Consider the following 17,074-nt stretch of genomic DNA (forward strand, 5'->3'; position numbering starts at 1 on the left):
CCGATCCTCCTCTGGCCCATCATTTCACAAGGGGCCGCAAGGGGGTTGAGCATGACGCCTGAAGATAGGATTCATGCGCTTGGCATCTGGCAGGGGCCGATCGCAATCTCGCCGATAGCAGGCGGCATCACCAACAGAAACTATCTGGTCAGCGATGCCCTCGCGCGCTGCGTGGTCAGGCTCGGCACCGATATTCCCATCCATCACATCAACAGGCAGAATGAGCTTGCCGCAAGTCGTGCCGCCCATGCAGCCGGCATTTCACCGGCGGTCATCCACCATTCGCCAGGCGTCCTGGTGCTCGAATATATCGAGGCGCGGGCGCTTTCGCCGGAGGATATCAGGACGCCGCAAATGCTCGCCCGGGTCTTGCCGCTGGTGCGCGCCTGCCATCGCGACATCGCCCGGCATTTCCGCGGCCAGGCGATGATCTTCTGGGTCTTCCACGTCATCCGAGATTACGCCGCCAATCTGAAGGCGTCGGCGAGCAGCTATCTTCCTCTGCTGCCGGGGCTCGTCGGCAGGGCTGAGGCCCTGGAAGAAGCGGCAGGGCCTTTCGAGATCGCCTTCGGCCACAACGACCTGCTGGCCGCCAACTTTCTCGATGACGGCAAGCGGCTCTGGCTGATCGACTGGGACTATGCCGGTTTCAACACGCCGCTCTTCGATCTCGGCGGATTGGCCTCCAACAACGAGTTCTCGCAAGCGGCTGAGCGCACGATGCTGGAGACCTATTTCGACCGGCCGCTGACCGATGATCTCAACAGGCGCTACGCCGCGATGAAATGCGCCTCGCTGCTGCGCGAGACGCTCTGGAGCATGATTTCGGAAATCCATTCCAGCATCGATTTCGATTACGCCGGCTATACGGCCGAAAATCTCGCGCGCTTCGAGCGCGCCTATCAAGCCTTTGAACAGGAACAATAAATGACGAAGGAATTACCGAAGACGGCGAAAGCCGTGGTCATCGGCGGCGGCATCATCGGCTGCTCGACGGCCTACCATCTCGGCAAGCTCGGCTGGACCGATACCGTGCTGCTGGAGTGCAAGAAGCTTACCTCGGGCACCACCTTCCACGCCGCCGGCCTCGTCGGCCAGTTGCGCACGAGCGCCAACATCACCCAGCTTCTCGGCTATTCCGTCGATCTCTACAAGCGGCTGGAAGAGGAAACGGGCCTCGGCACCGGCTGGAAGATGAATGGCGGCCTGCGCCTTGCCTGCAACGAGGAACGCTGGACCGAGGTCAGGCGCCAAGCGACCACCGCGCAGTCCTTCGGCCTCGAAATGCAATTGCTGACGCCGCAGGAAGCCTTCGATCTCTGGCCGCTGATGACGGTCGACGATCTCGTCGGTGCCGCCTTCCTCCCGACCGACGGTCAGGCCAATCCCTCCGACATCACCCAGGCGCTGGCAAAAGGCGCCCGCATGTCGGGCGTTTCGATCTTCGAGGATACCGAAGTCCTCGACCTTGAAATCGACAAGGGAAAGATCCGCGCCGTGATCACGGCGCAAGGGCGCATCGAATGCGAGCGCGTCGTCGTCTGTGCCGGTCAATGGACGCGTGCCTTCGCCGCCCGCTTCGGCGTCAACGTGCCGCTGGTCTCCGTCGAGCATCAATACATCATCACCGAATCCTTCGGCGTGCCCTCCAACCTGCCGACGCTGCGCGATCCTGATCGCCTGACCTACTATAAGGAAGAGGTCGGCGGCATCGTCATGGGTGGCTACGAGCCGAACCCCATTCCCTGGGCGAAAAACGGTATCCCGGACGGTTTCCACTACAGCCTTCTGGACAGTAATTTCGATCATTTCGAGCAGATCATGGAACAGGCGCTCGGCCGCGTTCCGGCGTTGGAAAATGTCGGCGTCAAGCAGCTGTTAAACGGCCCGGAAAGCTTCACGCCGGATGGCAACTTCATTCTCGGCGAAGCGCCGGAGCTGAAGAATTTCTTTGTCGGCGCCGGTTTCAACGCCTTCGGCATCGCTTCGGCCGGCGGCGCCGGCATGGCGCTTGCCGAATGGGTGACGAAGGGCGAACCGCCCTATGATCTCTGGCCGGTCGATATCCGCCGTTTCGGACGTCCGCATTTCGATACCGACTGGGTGCGGACACGCACGCTCGAAGCCTACGGCAAACATTACACCATGGCCTGGCCGTTCGAGGAACATTCGAGCGGCCGCCCCTGCCGCAAATCGCCGCTCTATGACCGGCTGAAGGCGCAGGGCGCCTGTTTTGGCGAAAAGCTCGGCTGGGAGCGGCCGAACTGGTTTGCCGACCTCTTCGCCAACGAGGAGCCGAAGGATGTCTACAGCTACACCCGGCAGAATTGGTTCGACGCGGTCGGCCGCGAGCACAAGGCGGTGCGTGAAGCGGCCGTCATCTTCGACCAGACGTCCTTTGCCAAATTCGTGCTGAAGGGCAGGGATGCTGAGGCAGCGCTGTCCTGGATCGCCTCCAACGATGTCGCAAGGCCGGTCGGCTCGCTCATCTACACGCAGATGCTGAACGACAAGGGCGGCATCGAATGCGACGTGACGGTCGCCCGCATCGCCGAGAACGAATATTACATCGTCACCGGTACCGGTTTCGCCACCCATGACTTCGACTGGATCGCACGCAATATCCCGGCGGCGATGCAGGCCGAGCTGGTCGACGTCACATCTGCCTATTCCGTGCTGTCGCTGATGGGACCGAATTCCCGCGCCGTGCTGGAAAAGGTGACGGGCAGCGACGTCTCGAATGCAGGCTTCCCCTTCGGCAAGGTCAGGACCGTCGGCATTGCAGGCTGCCCCGTGCGGGCCCTGCGCATCACCTATGTCGGCGAGCTCGGCTACGAACTGCATATTCCCATTGAATATGCGACCACGGTCTATGACGTGCTGATGGCATCAGGCGGCGAGCTCGGCCTCGTCAATGCCGGCTACCGCGCCATCGAGAGCTGCCGCCTGGAAAAGGGCTATCGCGCCTGGGGTTCGGATATCGGTCCCGACCATACGCCTGTTGAAGCCGGTCTCGGCTGGGCAGTGAAGATGCGGAAGAATATTCCGTTCCGCGGCCGTGAGGCGATCGAGCAGCAGCTTTCGGAAGGCGTCAAGAAGCGCCTAGCCTGCTTCATTCCCGAGGATGCCGATGCCGTGCTGCTCGGCCGTGAAACGATCTATCGCGACGGCAAGCGCGTCGGCTGGCTGTCGAGCGGCGGCTTCGGTTATACGCTGGGCAAGCCAATCGGCTACGGCTACGTCCGCAATCCCGACGGCCTGACCGAGGATTTCGTCCTCTCCGGCACCTATGAGCTTGACGTCGCGCGGGAGCGCATCCCCTGCAAGGTGTCGCTATCGCCGCTCTACGATCCCGATATGGCGCGGGTGAAGGCCTGACGATCGGAACTCTCTCATTCTTTGCTTTCGAGCGAAGCTTTGAACAGAGATGACGAGGAGAGGGCACGCCGTGTGAGCCCCCTCTGCCCTGCCAGGCATCTCCCCCACAGGTGGGGAGATCACAAGTGGCTAAACCTTCGTGCCCATCTACCGTTTCGCCCTGCTGTGACACCAGTTGTTTGGGGAAGCCGTCGCGCCCAGCCAATCTCCCCACCTGTGGGGGAGATGCCCGGCAGGTGTCCGACCCGGATAGATAGGTAACAGAACGGACCGTTTACATAGGTGACAGTTCTCTAGCAGCCGGGAGGGCCCGGCGATGGTTTGGAGAGAGACTGGCATCATGGACGAGCGGCTGCGCTTTGTTGGGGAATGTCTTGCGGGCGAGGAGACGATGACGGCGCTGTGTGCGGCCTACGGGATATCGCGCAAGACGGGCTACAAATGGTTGGAGCGGTATCGGGCGCTCGGCCCTGCGGGGCTTATCGACCTGCCGCGGGCGCCGCTTGAGCACGGGCGGGCAACGGCGGCGGAGCTGGTGGCGCGGATCGTGGCGGAGAAGGAGGCGAATCCGCAGTGGGGGCCGAAGAAGGTGCTGGCGCGGCTGAAGCGGTCGGCGCCGCAGCTTTGCTGGCCGGCGGCCTCGACGATAGGCGAGATCCTGAAGCGACACGGGCTGGTCGGGCGCCGGCGGCATCGCTGGCGGGCGGCTGGTTGCGGCCCGTTCACGCCGGCCAACGGGCCCAATGCGGTGTGGAGCGCCGATTACAAGGGCTGGTTCAGGACCCGCGATGGGCGGCGCTGCGAGCCACTGACGGTGATGGATACGGCGAGCCGCTTTCTGCTGGCGCTGGAAGCCTGCGCGACGCCGGCCGAGGTAGAGGCCTGGCCGGTGTTCGAGCGGCTGTTTGCCGAGCACGGACTGCCGGAGCGCTTTCGCAGCGACAACGGTTCGCCCTTCGCGGCGATCGGCGTCACCGGGCTGACGACGCTTGCTGTACGGTTCATCAAGCTCGGCATCGGCCTCGAGCGCATCCAGCCGGGCAAACCGCAGCAGAACGGCCGCCACGAACGCTTCCATCTGACGATGCTGCCGCTGGCCATGGCGCCGGAGGTCGACCATGCCGCGCAGCAGGCGGTCTTTGACGCATTTCGCCAGAATTACAACGCCGAGCGTCCACACGAGGCGCTCGCTATGGACGTGCCTGCTGATCATTACCGACCATCACTGCGGCGCCTGCCCGACCGCCTGCCTGAACCGGACTATCCGGCCGAGGCGGCGGTGCGCCGGGTGCGCTCCAATGGCGAGATCAAATGGAACGGTGACCTCGTCTATGTCGCAGCAGCGCTGGCCGGCGAGGTCGTGGCGATCGAGGAGAGTGAAGCGGGCATCTGGACGCTACGCTTCCATGCCCATCCGCTCGGCATCATCGACAAGAAGACCAAGCGGCCTGTCCGCCCCAGCGCCCTGCAACCCCGACCAGCCGGCGCAGGGGCGGACACTGGTCTACAAGGGGGAGAACTGTAACCCATCTATTCGGTTCAATCTGTTACCCATCTATCGGCTGGACACAGGGCAGAGGGGGGCGACCACGGCACGCCCTCTCATTACAAGAACCCAGCCACCCCGCGTTGGCGTGACCTATTATATTTGCGGAAAACGACTCTCCTGGGCTAAAGAAGAGCCTGAGCCAGAGGCTCCAAGCCTCAGAACAGCGGCAGCCGGTCGTCTTGAATCAGGATCTCCAGCTTGTCGGAGACATCCTGCGTCCACGCCCGATTTCCTGTCAAAGCTGCCGGGAAAAGTCCAGGAAGGGTGAAAAGAGCTGCCGAAATCGCAAGGCCGGTGCGCGGGACATCGGCGATCAGAGCGGCAATTTCCGCCGCACGGGGATCGCGCAGTTCATAGCGCTCGCCATTGCCATGCTCGCCGATCGCATAGCGCATCCATGCCGCAACGGCGATCGCATAGGTCTCCGCCTTGTCGCCATGCGCCAGTGCCTCGCTTGCCGGTTCCAGCAGCCGCTGCGGCAGTTTCTGCGTGCCGTCCATGGCGATCTGATAGGTGCGATGCGCGATCGCCTTGTTTGCAAAGCGCGCTATCAATTCGCTGGCATAGTCATCGAGGTCGATGCCGGGAACCGCATCGAGCGTTCTCGCAGCCGCATGCATGTGGCGGTAGGCAAGGGCCGCCAGGCCGGCATCATCCATCACGTCGCGGATGAATTCATAGCCGCCGATATAACCGAGATAGGCGAGCAGTGAATGCGCGCCGTTCAGCATCCGGAGCTTCATCTTCTCGTAAGCCGAAACATCGGTGACCATCAGCGCGCCGGCCTTGTCCCAGGCCGGCCGGCCATTGGCGAAATCATCCTCGATCACCCATTGCGTGAAGGGTTCGGTCTCGATCGCCGCCAGATCCTGCCGTCCGGTCAGCCGTTCGGCATCCTGGTAAGTCGCCTCGGTGCTGGCCGGCGTGATGCGATCGACCATGGTCGAGGGGAAGGGCACATTTGCCTCGATCCATTGACGAAGCGAGGGGTCGACGCGTTCGGCAAAATCGAGAACCAGCCGCTTCAGGACGGCGCCGTTGCTCGGAAGATTGTCACAGCTGAGCGGTGTGAAGGGGGCGATGCCCTTCGCCCGGCGCCGGGACAGTCCCTCGACCAGATAGCCGATGACGCCGCGCGGCGCATGGCGGTTGGCAAGGTCGGCCGCCACATCGGCATGGTTGAGATCGAGCCCTCCCGTCGCGGTATCCATGCCATAGGCTTTTTCCGTCACCGTCAGGCTGACGATGCGGATGGTCGGATCTTCCAGACGATCCAGCAGTCCTGACGGATCGCGTGTCGCCACATGTGCCCGCAAAATGGGGCCGGTCACCTGCGCCACCGTGCTCGACGTATCGCGGATCAGCATCGTATAGAGGCCGTTCTGTTCGTTCAGGTGATCGGCGACATCAGCAGTGCGCAGACTTGCCACCTCGATGCCCCAGTCTCCGCCCTCTGCGGCAAGTGCGGCATCGGTAAACGGCGCGAAATGCGCGCGGAAAAAGGCGCCTGGCCCAAGATGCAGGATGCCGCTTTTCAGCTGGTCGCGGTCATAGGCGGGAAGCTTCGCCGTCGAGGCGAGGCCGGAAAGGGTCTGCAGTCGTTCGGTCACAGCTTGTAGGCCTTCTTTGCGTTGCCATAGGAGAGCTCGCCCGCGACGATCTCGGCTTCCCGCTTGGAAATCCGGTGCTCGGCGGCAAGCTGGGCAAGGAAGCGGCAGACTTCGCGGCGCCAGACGTCATGCCGCGCGGGGATCGAAAGCAGCGCCCGCGTATCGTCGTTGAAACCCGCCATATTGGCAAAGCCCGCCGTCTCGACGACTTGGTCGAGGTAGCGGCGGATGCCGTTCGGGCTGTCGTGGAACCACCAGGGCGGTCCGATCATCAGGCAGGGCCAATGGCCGACCATTGGCGCCATCTCGCGCGCATAGGTCGTCTCGTCGAGCGTGAAGAGCAGCACGCGCAGCCCCGGCGCATGGCCGTATCTGGAAAGCAGCGCATTCAGGCCGCCGACCCAGTCGCTGCTTGTCGGGATATCGGCGCCCATATTGGGGCCTCGGGTCGAGAAAAGTCCGCGGTCGGTATTGCGTCTGGAGCCGGCATGGATCTGCATCACCATGCCGTCCTCAGCCGAAAGCCCGGCCATCTCGGTCATCATCTGGCCACGGAAGAGCTCGGCCTCTTCGGCCGAAAGCGGACCCTTCAGCGCCTTCTCGAGCAGCGCCTGCTTTTCCGCAAGCGGCAGGTCGGCGGTAAAGGCTGTGGGCACGCCGTGATCGGTCGCGGTGGCGCCGAACTGGCGGAAATAGGCGCGCCGTCGCCGATGCGCCTCGATCAGGCCGTCCCAGCGCGTCACCTCTGTGCCGGTGATCTCTCCGAGCTTGACGAGATTGTCGCGGAAGCCGACGGCATCGGGATCGGTGACGCTGTCCGGCCTGTAGGTGGTGCGCACCTTGCCGATCCATCCGTCGGCCGCCATCTTCTGGTGATGCGCCAGAGGATCGAGCGCCCCATCCGTCGTCGCGATCGTTTCGATGCCGAATCGCTGATGCAGCGCCCGCGGGCGGAATTCGGGAAGGGCAAGCTGGGCATTGATATGGTCGTAGAGCGCATCGGCATTGTCAGATGTCAGCGGCTCGGTGCAGCCGAGTACGGCCGACATGGCGTGGTCGACCCAAAGGCTCGAAGGCGTCCCGCGGAAAAGGTGATAATGCGCGGCAAAAGTCCGCCATATCGCCCGTCCCGTTGCCACCTGTTTGCCGTCGAGCCGCGGCACGCCGAGCTCGTCTAACGTGACGCCGACGCTGTGTAGCATGCGGAAGAGATAGTGATCGGGAATGACCAGCAGCGAGGCCGCGTCTTCAAAGGGCTTGTCGTCGGCGAACCAGGAGGGTTCAGTATGCCCATGCGGACTGACGATCGGAAGATTGTGCACCGTCTCGTAGAGATCTCGCGCGATGGTCCGTGTTGCCAGATCAGCCGGAAAAAGCCGGTCCGGATGAAGAAAGCCGTTTCCTGCATCCATCAGTATTCCTCCCAGATGGATAACGGCCTACCCCACAACATCCGGCGCGGCAAGGTCTTTTAGTAACCAAACGGTACAGTTTTGCGCATGGCCGCGCCGGGCATGGAAAGCATTGACGCGGCGGCCTATTTCCGCTTTGGGAGAACCATCTGTTCTGCCGGTTTCGGCAAAGGAGGATCTAGAGCCTTTCCGGGTTAGCTTGTATCATTCTGTTGGCTCAAACGGAGTCGGATGGTCGACCGGCCGGCGCGCGTCGTAGCCCGGCTCTACGGCCAAGCCGGCCGGTCGATCAGCCGGCCCGTTTCAGCCAACCCGAAGGGCCGGGCATCTTTCCGCCAGGGCAAAGGCGATCGGCTCGGACGTACCAAGAGGTATGCCCGTCGCCAATCGCCTTTGCCCCGACGAAAACCTGCTCCGGCAGAATGCTGCAATCTAACCCGGAAAGGCTCTAATGTCCGACGAGACGAACCGCATCACCCAGCTGGAAGAAATGCTGGCCCACCAGGCAAAGACGATCGAAGAGCTTTCCGATCAGCTCGCCGAGCAATGGAAGACGGTCGAGCAGATGCGCACCAAGCTCGACCGGCTCACCGAACGCTTCCTGTCGCTGGAAGAGCAGTCATTGGAAGCGCCTGGCATTACCCGCCCGCCGCATTATTGACGGCACGCGGCGCAATGCCGCGTGCCCGTCTCATTAGGATGATCAATCAGACGCCGCCGATGCAGAGATATTTCATTTCCAGATAGTCGTCGGCGCCGTGCCGCGAGCCCTCGCGGCCGAGGCCGGATTGCTTGATGCCGCCGAAGGGTGCCGTCTCGGATGACATCAGGCCGGTATTGATGCCGATCATGCCGTATTCCAGCGCTTCCGCCACCCGCCAGACCTTCTTCAGGTCGCCGGCGTAGAAATAGGCGGCGAGGCCGAATTCCGTATCATTGGCTTGGGCGATGACATCCTCGACCGTCTCGAAGCGAAAGAGCGGCGCCACCGGCCCGAAGGTCTCCTCGCGCGCTACCTTCATGCCGCGCGCAACGCCTGTCAGGACCGTCGGCGTGAAGAAGGTGCCGGCGCCGTCGATGCGCTTGCCGCCGGTCAGTACCTTGGCGCCCTTGGCAAGCGCGTCGCTGACATGGTCCTCCACCTTGGCAAGGCCTTGCTCGTCGATCAGCGGCCCGATCACGACACCCGGCTTGAAGCCGTCGCCGACCGACATCTCGGCGACCTTGGCGGCAAGCTTGGCGGCGAAGGCGTCATAGACGTTCGACTGGACGTAGAGGCGGTTGGCGCAGACGCAGGTCTGGCCGGCATTGCGGTATTTGGAGGCGATCGCGCCTTCGACGGCAGCGTCGAGATCGGCATCGTCGAAGACGATGAAGGGCGCGTTGCCGCCGAGCTCCAGGCTCACCTTCTTGATCTGGTCGGCGCACTGCCGCATCAGGATACGGCCGACCTCGGTCGAGCCGGTGAAGCTGATCTTGCGCACCTTTTCATTGCCGCAGAGTTCGCGGCCGATCGCCGGGCCATCCACGCCGACGATGACGTTGAAGACGCCGGCCGGAATGCCGGCCTGCTCGGCGAGCACGGCAAGCGCGATCGCCGTCAGCGGCGTCTGTTCGGCCGGCTTCGAGACCACGGTGCAGCCGACGGCAAGCGCCGGGGCGATCTTGCGGGTGATCATCGCCGCCGGGAAGTTCCACGGCGTGATCGTACCGACGACGCCGACTGGCTGCCGGATGACGATCATCCGTTTATCGTCGGAAGGCGCGGGGATCGTCTCGCCATAGATGCGTTTGGCCTCTTCCGCATACCATTCGATATAGGCCGCGGCATAAAGGATCTCGCCGCGCGCTTCCGGGAACGGCTTGCCCATTTCGGCGGTCAGGATCGCCGCGAGTTCGTCGGCATTGGCGACCATCAGGTCGAACCATTTGCGCAGGATCGTGCTGCGCTCCTTGGCCGGACGGGCCGCCCAGCCAGGCTGGGCGGCATGGGCCGCATCGATTGCCGTCCGCGTCTCGGCCGCGCCCATATCGGGCAGTGAGGCGAGCAACTCGCCGGTTGCCGGGTTCAGCACGTCGAAAGTCCGAGTGGCATCGCCTGATGTCCAGACGCCGTCGATATAGCCGGCATCGCGCAGCAGGGGCGAGGAGAAGGGAACGTGCTTGGTCAGTGCGCTGGTGAAAGCCATGTCATATCCACCTTGGGAGTGCGGTTGCCGGTTGCCGGCAGCCATTGAAATCCAGTTCGGGTGCGATCACTTGGCCGCGCTTGCTTGCAGCATGGAGGCCTCGAGAATATCGAGCGCTTCGCCGAAGATCTCGTCCTGGATGGTGATCGGCGCGAGGAAGCGGATGACATTTCCGTGGACGCCGCAGGTGAGCAGGATCAGGCCCTTATCGAGCGCGATCAGCCGCACCTGGTTGGCGAATTCCGCGCTCGGCAGTCCCGTCGTCCGGTCGTTGAATTCAACCGCATTCATGAAGCCCGGTCCGCGAATATCGACGATCTCGGGCACCGTCTCGCGCAACGATTCCAGCCGCTGCTTCAGCCGTCCGCCAAGCTGGTTGGCGCGATTGCAGAGATTCTCATCGACAATGACGTCGAGCACGGCATGGGCGGCGGCGATCCCGAGCGGATTGCCGCCATAGGTGCCGCCGAGCCCGCCCGGTCCCGGCGCATCCATGATTTCGGCGCGGCCGGTGACGGCGGCGAGCGGAAAGCCGCCGGCCAGGCTCTTTGCCATCGTCGTCAGGTCGGGCGCCACCTCGTGATGATCCATCGCGAACATCCTGCCGGTGCGGGCAAAACCGGTCTGCACCTCGTCGGCAATCAGCAGGATGCCGTGCTGGTCGCAGAGCTCGCGCAGCGCCTTCATGAAGGCGACGGGTGCGGAGTAGAAGCCACCTTCCCCCTGTACCGGCTCGATGATGATGGCGGCGACGCGCTGCGGATCGACATCGGCGGCGAAGAGTTTCTTCAATGCCGCCAGCGACTGATCGGCGGTGACGCCGTGCAGCTCGACCGGGAAAGGTATATGGAACACGTCGCCAGGCATCGCGCCGAAGCCGACCTTGTAGGGCACGACCTTGCCGGTCAGCGCCATGCCCATGAAGGTGCGGCCATGGAAGCCGCCGCCAAAGGCGATGACGGCCGAGCGGCCGGTTGCGGCGCGCGCAATCTTGACGGCGTTCTCAACCGCTTCGGCGCCCGTCGTGACGAAGATCGTCTTCTTCTCGAAATCACCAGGCAGCAGCGCGTTCAGCCGTTCGGCAAGGTGTACGTAGCTCTCATAGGGAACTACCTGATGGCAGGTATGGGTGAAGCGGTCGAGCTGGTCCTTGACCGCTGCGATGACCCGGGGATGGCGGTGGCCGGTGTTGAGAACGGCGATGCCGGCGGCGAAATCGATGTAGCGGCGGCCCTCCTTGTCCCAGATCTCCGCATTCTCTGCACGATCCGCATAAATCTGTGTCGTCATGCCGACTCCACGTGAAATAGCGGCGTTCTTCCGGTCCGTAAGGCTTGTCGCGTTCATCGATGGCTCCTCCGCTTAAAAGGGGTTGAAAACTATCTTGCATATTTGCTGCAAGATGTATACAAAACACCTACATTTTTCCTGCAAGAAAACAAGCGGCATTTTTTGCTTCAAACATCACGTTTTTTGATGAAAGCTTTGGAGCGATTGGAATCAGGGATATTGGCGGATGAACGATAACGGGCCTGTGCGCTACAAGGTGGCGGAAGCCGCGCGGCTGGCGGGCGTGTCGGCCTCGACGCTGCGCCTCTGGGAAAGCCAGGGTCTGGTGGTTCCCGGCCGTTCCGAAACCGGCCATCGGCAATACAGCGCCGACGATGTGGCGCGGTTGAAGCGCATCTCCTGGTATCGTGTCGAGCGCGGGCTCAATCCCGCGGCAATCCGCGAGGCGTTGGAGAGCGAGGAACCTTCCGCCGATGGCGCCGAGGCAAGCCAGGATGCCGGCCTCGGCCGCAAGCTGCGCAGCCTGCGGCATGCGAGCGGCAAGACGCTCGATCAGGTGGCCGGCGACATCGGCGTCACCTCGTCGACGCTCTCGACGCTGGAGCGCACCTCGCAGGGCGTCAGCTTCAAGACGCTGCATGATCTCGCCGAATATTACGGCACCACCGTCTCCCGCCTCTCCGGTGAGGAAAGCGGGGAGGTATCGGCGCATGTGCGCGCCGGCGAATGGCGCGCCTGGCCGGAAACGACGCCGGGTGTCGCGGTGCAGCTCCTTGCCGAAGGCCGCAGGATGATGGATTGCCATCGTTTCGTACTGGCGCCGGGTGCTGCCAGCGAAGGCGCCTATCGCCACGAGGGCGAGGAATTCATGCATGTTCTGTCCGGCCGGCTCGAACTGGTGCTCGACGGCGATCAGTTCTTCGATCTCGGGCCTGGCGATTCACTCTATTTCGAAAGCCGCCGCGACCATTCCTGGCGCAACCGCCATGATGGCGAAACCGTGCTTCTCTGGATCAACACGCCGCCGACATTCTGAACCGCTAGCACGATGCGGAGATTAAAAGAGGCAGAGTGTCCTATGTCCATCCGAGAGGACGTACGGCGCTCCAGCGGCAGGAAAGCGGTTTCGCACTCTGCGCCTTTGCGCTATAGCGCTGCTGCATAATTCCTGAAATCGGAATCGATTCAAGGATAAAATTATGCAGCCATTCAAAGTGCTACAGCGTCCTTTGCGGCTCTCGAAAAGACGCGCGGCGCTGTAGGGGATGCATTCGAACGAAAGATAGTCTCATGGCGGCGACCATACGTTATCACGAAGGCGATATTTCCGCGGCCGATGCCGCCCGCTACACCGGCGCGATTGCGATCGACACCGAAACGCTCGGCCTGGTGCCGCGCCGCGATCGGCTCTGCGTCGTCCAGCTTTCGCCGGGTGACGGCACCGCCGATATCATCCGGATCGCCGCCGGTCAGAAAGAGGCGCCCAATCTCGTCGCCCTGCTCGAAGACCCCACCCATCAGAAGATCTTTCATTACGGCCGCTTCGATATTGCCGTGCTCTTCCATACCTTCGGTGTCACGACGACCCGGGTTTTCTGCACCAAGATCGCCTCCCGCCTGATCCGGACGTATACGGATCGCCACGGCCTCAAGGATAATCTCAAGGAGATGCTCGACGTCGACGTCTCCAAGGCGCAGCAATCTTCCGATTGGGCGGCCGAGACGCTGTCCCCGGCCCAGCTCGAATATGCCGCCTCCGACGTGCTTTATCTGCATGCGTTGCGCGATAAGCTGACGGAACGGCTGATCCGCGACGGCCGCTACGATCATGCGACGGCCTGCTTCGAATTCCTGCCGACCCGCGCCAAGCTCGACCTGCTCGGCTGGGAAGAGGCCGATATATTCGCTCATAGCTGAGCGAATTGCCTTCATTCTGCGCTTGTTAATAGCCGTGCGGCAGGCTTGCCCGCGGCCGTTAGCGATTCGTTAACGCCTGTTTATTAATATTCCTGTTAATTTTTATGCATTTCGATGACGCCGGAACTGCGTCATGCGGACAGGAGGATCTGCTGGGATGCAAGGGGACCGGATGAGCGCGGTCCTTTTCTAGAGCCTGCTTTCATCGTCACTTTACGAAAGGAGCATGCCATGTTGACTCCCGTTCGTGCAGCGTCCAATGCAAGCTTTTCGTCCCAGGGTCAGACAGCGGCGATCGTCGCCAGTGGTCTCGGTCACTCCGTAATTGCCCCCGCGCCTGTCAACGCCGTCGAAGCCGCCGACCTCAATTCCGCCATTGCCGGCAAGCTCAATATTCTGCTTCTTGCGGCGCGCGAACGCATGGTCGAAGCCCTTTTCGATGTCATCGACGCGGCAGGCCACTCGCTCTCGCTGGATCGTGGCGAGGACGAGAGCAATCTTGCCTTCGCCTCTCGGCTCGCCGATGCCATCCGGCAGCTGCCAACCGCCAGGATCGACGAGGTTGAGCGCCAGCTCACCGAGCAGGGGCATAGCGTGCCGCTCCGGACGATCGCCGAGGCTCTGAAGAACCCGACAGGCCCTGAAGCCGCCCGCATCGTCGCCTATCTGGAGATCGTCCGCTACAAGGATCGCGATCTCGCCGCCCGCGCCGTCGTCCGCTCCTATGGCCAGAACGATGCATCGCCGATGCGCGCCGAAGCTCGCCCCGAGATCCGGCTGCCCGAGATAAGACTGCATGAGGACAGGCTGCCTGCCGCCATGCGTCAGTCGGCTGACACGACGCCCGCGTCAGCCGATTCGCTGATCGAGGCCGCAGCTTTGGCGACGACCGAGGAAGCGGTCATCGCCGAAGCCGCGGAAGCTGCCGATCCCGAAGCGCCGAAGGCTGAGAACCGGGCTCAATCCGCCCCGGCGACGGCAAGAGAGATCGCCCCGGAAAAATCTGCGCCGCAGGAGATCGAAGCCGGGCAACCGCTGCCGATGGAAGCCGCAGCGGCCGACGATACGCAGGCAACGCCGGAGCCGGCTGCCATCCAAACCAGCGCGATGTCGGAAAAGGTTGATCCTGTCATTCCCAGGAACTGGGCAGGAATTGTCGCCTCCATGACCGAAGAAGTCTCCGAGATGATCGCCACCATCATCCGCGAGCAGGACATCGAAACCGTGCTGGAGGATGTTCCCGTCGAGGCGGCAGTGGAGATCGACACTATCCTCGACGACGCCGTCATCAGCGATGCGACCGAGACCTTGACCAGGCAGCCGGTCGAATTCACCGCACCCGATCCCCGCCAATCAGCAGCACTCCGCCCACCGCAGATGGATGAGGCCGCGGCGGCGGCAGCCCGTCAGCCGAAAGAAATCTCCGCGCAACCGCAGATGATGCCGATACCCGAGACGGCCGAGGCTTCCTATCTGCCGCTGGCGGCAAGGATGCCGGAGGGATTTGCCTACAGCCAGCTGCCCTACCAATTCGCCAAGGATACACCGTCGAACGAGAAGGCAGGCGAAACGCACCACCAGCATCAGCACCAGCGCGACGATGGGTCCGAGGATCAGCAACAGGCACAGTCCGGTGGCGAGGATGCCGAGCCCGATGCCGAAACGACCGATGCGGCACCCGAGCGCAGGACGCCGAGGATGATTGATGCCGAACCTTCGGCTTATCAGCCAGGCCGCCCGGACGATGACCCGGTCTACGCGCTCTATCAGCGCATGGTCGGCTGGGAATAACATTCTCATCGCCTAAAAATGAAGAACCCGCCGGATCGCTCCGGCGGGTTCTTCAATTCAAAGGCGGATGCGAGGCTTATTCGCCGCCGCGGTTCTTCAGGGCTGCGCCCAGGATGTCGCCGAGCGAAGCGCCACTGTCGGACGAACCGAATTGGGCAACGGCTTCCTTCTCTTCCGCAATCTCCAGAGCCTTGATGGACAGCATGATCTTGCGGTCCTTCTTGGAGAAGTTGGTGACGCGGGCGTCGAACACCTGGCCGACCGAGAAGCGCTCAGGACGCTGCTCGTCGCGGTCGCGGGCGAGGTCGGCGCGACGGATGAAGGAAGTGATGTCCTCGTGGTTGACGAGCTTCACTTCGACGCCGCCGTCGTTGACCGCGATCACTTCGCAGGAAACGACTGCATTCTTGCGCAGGTCGCCAGAAGCAGCGGCGTCGCCGACTGCATCCTTGCCGAGCTGCTTGATGCCGAGCGAGATGCGTTCCTTCTCGACATCGACGTCGAGAACGACGGCCTTGACGACGTCACCCTTGTTGAACTCCTCGATGACCTGTTCGCCTGGACGGTTCCAGTCGAGGTCGGAGAGGTGCACCATGCCGTCGACATCGCCGTCGAGGCCGATGAACAGGCCGAATTCGGTCTTGTTCTTGACTTCACCTTCGACTTCAGTGCCGGCCGGATGGCTGCGGGCGAATGCTGCCCACGGGTTTTCCAGCGTCTGCTTGAGGCCGAGCGAAATACGGCGCTTGGACGGATCGACTTCGAGAACGACGACTTCGACTTCCTGGCTCGTGGACAGGATCTTGCCGGGATGAACGTTCTTCTTGGTCCAGGACATTTCCGAGATGTGGATCAGGCCTTCGATGCCCGGCTCCAGCTCGACGAACGCACCGTAATCGGTGATGTTCGTGACGGTACCGGAAATCTTCTTGCCTTCCGGATACTTGGCCTGGATGCCATCCCACGGATCGCTCTCGAGCTGCTTCATGCCGAGCGAGATACGGTGGGTTTCCTGGTTGATGCGGATGATCTGAACCTTGACCTGCTGGCCGATGTTCAGGATTTCCGACGGATGGTTCACACGGCGCCATGCCATGTCGGTGACGTGCAGCAGGCCGTCGATGCCGCCGAGGTCAACGAACGCACCGTAATCGGTGATGTTCTTGACGACGCCGTCAACAACCTGGCCTTCTTCGAGGTTCTGAACGATTTCAGAACGCTGCTCGGCACGGGATTCTTCCAGAACCGTACGGCGCGAAACCACGATGTTGCCGCGGCGCTTGTCCATCTTGAGGATTTCGAAGGGCTGCGGGTTGTGCATCAGCGGGGTCACGTCGCGGATCGGGCGAATATCGACCTGAGAACGCGGCAGGAAGGCGATCGCACCGTCGAGGTCGACCGTGAAGCCGCCCTTGACCTGGTTGAAGATCACGCCTTCGACGCGCTCGCCAGCTTCGAACTTGGCTTCAAGCTTGACCCAGCTTTCTTCGCGGCGAGCCTTCTCGCGCGACAGAACGGCTTCGCCAAGCGCGTTTTCGATGCGCTCGACATAAACTTCGACTTCGTCGCCGACCTTCAACAGGCCGTCCTTGGCGCGCGCGCCGAATTCCTTGAGCGCGATGCGGCCTTCAACCTTCAGGCCGACGTCGACAACGGCGACGTCCTTCTCGATGCCCGTGACGATGCCCTTGGTGACATAGCCTTCGGCCAGGTCGTTCTTGGCAAAGGACTCTTCGAGAAGAGCCGCGAAATCCTCGCGGGAGGGGGTAGCTACTGACATAAAATCTCCTGCGTGTCCTGAAACGGAAGCGGACACGTATGCGCCGGTTGGTTTGCGTTGAACGGGCCTGAACCCAGTCCGCCCTCTCTGACGAAGGCAATCCGGCGCTTGGACGGAATTTCAGGCTTGCTGTATTAGAAGCGATCCATGCTCAGAGC

General features: G+C 62.5%; 12 protein-coding genes. 7 read left to right on the forward strand and 5 right to left on the reverse strand.

From position 1 onward, the window contains the following. Positions 1–51 precede the first annotated feature (51 nt). From AC245Y_RS22450 to AC245Y_RS22460, 3 genes are all read left to right on the forward strand, one after another. A complete protein-coding gene (locus tag AC245Y_RS22450; RefSeq protein ID WP_017995631.1) occupies positions 52–927 on the forward strand; it encodes a phosphotransferase in 876 nt (291 codons plus the stop codon). Next, the gene (locus tag AC245Y_RS22455; protein WP_017995632.1) at positions 928–3,378 is read left to right on the forward strand and encodes a GcvT family protein; all 2,451 of its coding nucleotides are present in this window, start codon (positions 928–930) and stop codon (positions 3,376–3,378) included. A gap of 316 nt (positions 3,379–3,694) precedes the next feature. Continuing rightward, the gene (locus AC245Y_RS22460; RefSeq protein ID WP_026157526.1) at positions 3,695–4,903 is read left to right on the forward strand and encodes a helix-turn-helix domain-containing protein; all 1,209 of its coding nucleotides are present in this window, start codon (positions 3,695–3,697) and stop codon (positions 4,901–4,903) included. A gap of 179 nt (positions 4,904–5,082) precedes the next feature. Here AC245Y_RS22460 and AC245Y_RS22465 read toward each other — a convergent pair whose 3' ends face one another. Continuing rightward, entirely contained in the window at positions 5,083–6,537 is a 1,455-nt protein-coding gene (locus AC245Y_RS22465; RefSeq protein WP_017995634.1) for a mannitol dehydrogenase family protein, read from the reverse strand. After that, entirely contained in the window at positions 6,534–7,949 is a 1,416-nt protein-coding gene (uxaC, locus tag AC245Y_RS22470) for a glucuronate isomerase (RefSeq protein ID WP_017995635.1), read from the reverse strand. Before uxaC ends, AC245Y_RS22465 begins: the two co-directional genes overlap by 4 nt. 451 nt (positions 7,950–8,400) lie before the next feature. Between uxaC and AC245Y_RS22475 the strand changes: the two genes are divergently transcribed. Beyond that, positions 8,401–8,610 (forward strand): SlyX family protein, encoded by a 210-nt coding sequence (locus AC245Y_RS22475; protein ID WP_012759624.1) that lies wholly within the window; start codon positions 8,401–8,403, stop codon positions 8,608–8,610. Positions 8,611–8,656: 46 nt separating this feature from the next. On the opposite strand, the gene AC245Y_RS22480 is transcribed toward AC245Y_RS22475, so the two are convergent. Next, positions 8,657–10,138, reverse strand: a complete 1,482-nt coding sequence (locus AC245Y_RS22480) for an NAD-dependent succinate-semialdehyde dehydrogenase (protein WP_012759625.1) — start codon at positions 10,136–10,138, stop codon at positions 8,657–8,659. Between the two features lie 66 nt (positions 10,139–10,204). Beyond that, positions 10,205–11,485 (reverse strand): 4-aminobutyrate--2-oxoglutarate transaminase, encoded by a 1,281-nt coding sequence (locus AC245Y_RS22485; protein WP_017995636.1) that lies wholly within the window; start codon positions 11,483–11,485, stop codon positions 10,205–10,207. A 169-nt stretch (positions 11,486–11,654) separates the two neighbouring features. On the opposite strand from AC245Y_RS22485, the gene AC245Y_RS22490 reads away from it, so the two are divergent. The 3 genes from AC245Y_RS22490 to AC245Y_RS22500 all read left to right on the forward strand — a co-directional run bounded on the left by AC245Y_RS22490 (position 11,655) and on the right by AC245Y_RS22500 (position 15,136). Next, positions 11,655–12,464: a MerR family transcriptional regulator gene (locus AC245Y_RS22490; RefSeq protein ID WP_017995637.1), complete on the forward strand. Its 810-nt coding sequence runs from the start codon at positions 11,655–11,657 to the stop codon at positions 12,462–12,464. Between the two features lie 254 nt (positions 12,465–12,718). After that, complete coding sequence (locus AC245Y_RS22495) at positions 12,719–13,345, forward strand: ribonuclease D (protein WP_017995638.1); 627 nt, start codon at positions 12,719–12,721, stop codon at positions 13,343–13,345. A gap of 231 nt (positions 13,346–13,576) precedes the next feature. After that, complete coding sequence (locus AC245Y_RS22500; protein ID WP_017995639.1) at positions 13,577–15,136, forward strand: hypothetical protein; 1,560 nt, start codon at positions 13,577–13,579, stop codon at positions 15,134–15,136. A 76-nt stretch (positions 15,137–15,212) separates the two neighbouring features. Here the strand turns inward: AC245Y_RS22500 and rpsA are convergent, their stop codons facing one another. Beyond that, positions 15,213–16,916 carry a 30S ribosomal protein S1 gene (rpsA, locus tag AC245Y_RS22505; RefSeq protein WP_003544285.1) on the reverse strand — a complete coding sequence of 568 codons (1,704 nt, stop codon included), beginning with the start codon at positions 16,914–16,916 and terminating at the stop codon, positions 15,213–15,215. Between the last annotated feature and the right edge of the window lie 158 nt (positions 16,917–17,074).

This window comes from Rhizobium sp. SRDI943 (assembly GCF_057653695.1).

Excerpts from the sequence above, each read along its gene's own strand:
- AC245Y_RS22450 (WP_017995631.1), top strand. The coding sequence starts at position 52 with ATGACGCCTGAAGATAGGATTCATGCGCTTGGCATCTGGCAGGGGCCG.
- AC245Y_RS22455 (WP_017995632.1), top strand. The coding sequence starts at position 928 with ATGACGAAGGAATTACCGAAGACGGCGAAAGCCGTGGTCATCGGCGGC.
- AC245Y_RS22460 (WP_026157526.1), top strand. The coding sequence starts at position 3,695 with ATGGTTTGGAGAGAGACTGGCATCATGGACGAGCGGCTGCGCTTTGTT.
- uxaC (WP_017995635.1), bottom strand. The coding sequence starts at position 7,949 with ATGGATGCAGGAAACGGCTTTCTTCATCCGGACCGGCTTTTTCCGGCT.
- AC245Y_RS22475 (WP_012759624.1), top strand. The coding sequence starts at position 8,401 with ATGTCCGACGAGACGAACCGCATCACCCAGCTGGAAGAAATGCTGGCC.
- AC245Y_RS22480 (WP_012759625.1), bottom strand. The coding sequence starts at position 10,138 with ATGGCTTTCACCAGCGCACTGACCAAGCACGTTCCCTTCTCCTCGCCC.
- AC245Y_RS22485 (WP_017995636.1), bottom strand. The coding sequence starts at position 11,485 with ATGAACGCGACAAGCCTTACGGACCGGAAGAACGCCGCTATTTCACGT.
- AC245Y_RS22490 (WP_017995637.1), top strand. The coding sequence starts at position 11,655 with ATGAACGATAACGGGCCTGTGCGCTACAAGGTGGCGGAAGCCGCGCGG.
- AC245Y_RS22495 (WP_017995638.1), top strand. The coding sequence starts at position 12,719 with ATGGCGGCGACCATACGTTATCACGAAGGCGATATTTCCGCGGCCGAT.
- AC245Y_RS22500 (WP_017995639.1), top strand. The coding sequence starts at position 13,577 with ATGTTGACTCCCGTTCGTGCAGCGTCCAATGCAAGCTTTTCGTCCCAG.
- rpsA (WP_003544285.1), bottom strand. The coding sequence starts at position 16,916 with ATGTCAGTAGCTACCCCCTCCCGCGAGGATTTCGCGGCTCTTCTCGAA.